Annotated in this window: 2 protein-coding genes; both read left to right on the forward strand. The window is 72.4% G+C overall.

From position 1 onward, the window contains the following. Window positions 1–145 (forward strand): DUF485 domain-containing protein (locus tag B7L92_RS43350; protein WP_143626509.1); only part of this gene is annotated, 145 nt, incomplete at its 5' end. Then, window positions 142–510, forward strand: a 369-nt coding sequence (locus B7L92_RS38105) for a sodium:solute symporter family transporter (RefSeq protein ID WP_438364060.1), incomplete at its 3' end; no start/stop codon positions are given. The genes B7L92_RS43350 and B7L92_RS38105, both read left to right, overlap by 4 nt.

Below are 510 nucleotides of genomic sequence, written 5' to 3' on the forward strand. Positions count from 1 at the left end.
CCTGCTGCTCGCCCTGCTCCAAGTGCCCGTCACCTGGCTGGCGGTCGCGCTGTACGAAGGCACCGCCCGCCGCCGCGTCGACCCCCTCGCCGACCTCATCCGCCGGCAGGCCGCGCTGGACGCCCGACGGGAGGCCGCGCGATGACCCCGGAATTCAGCGGGAACGCCCAGGCCATGTCCCTCGTCGGCTTCTCCGCCGTCGCCACCGTCACGCTGCTGCTGTGCGTGATGACCGGCCCCGACCACGACGACCTCGACGAGTTCTACACCGGCTACGGCTCCCTGTCCCCCTTCCGCAACGGCCTGGCCATCGCCGGCGACTACATCTCCGCCGCCACCGTCCTCGGCACCGGCGGCGTCATCGCGCTGTTCGGGTACGACGGGATCGTCCTCGCCCTGAGCACCGCCCTGTCCCTGATGCTGCTGATGTTCCTGCTGGCCGAACCCCTGCGCAACGCGGGCCGGTTCACCATGGGCGACGCGCTGACCCGGCGCACGCCGCAGGGACGC

Source organism: Streptomyces viridosporus (assembly GCF_002078235.1).
Lineage (GTDB): Bacteria > Actinomycetota > Actinomycetes > Streptomycetales > Streptomycetaceae > Streptomyces > Streptomyces viridosporus.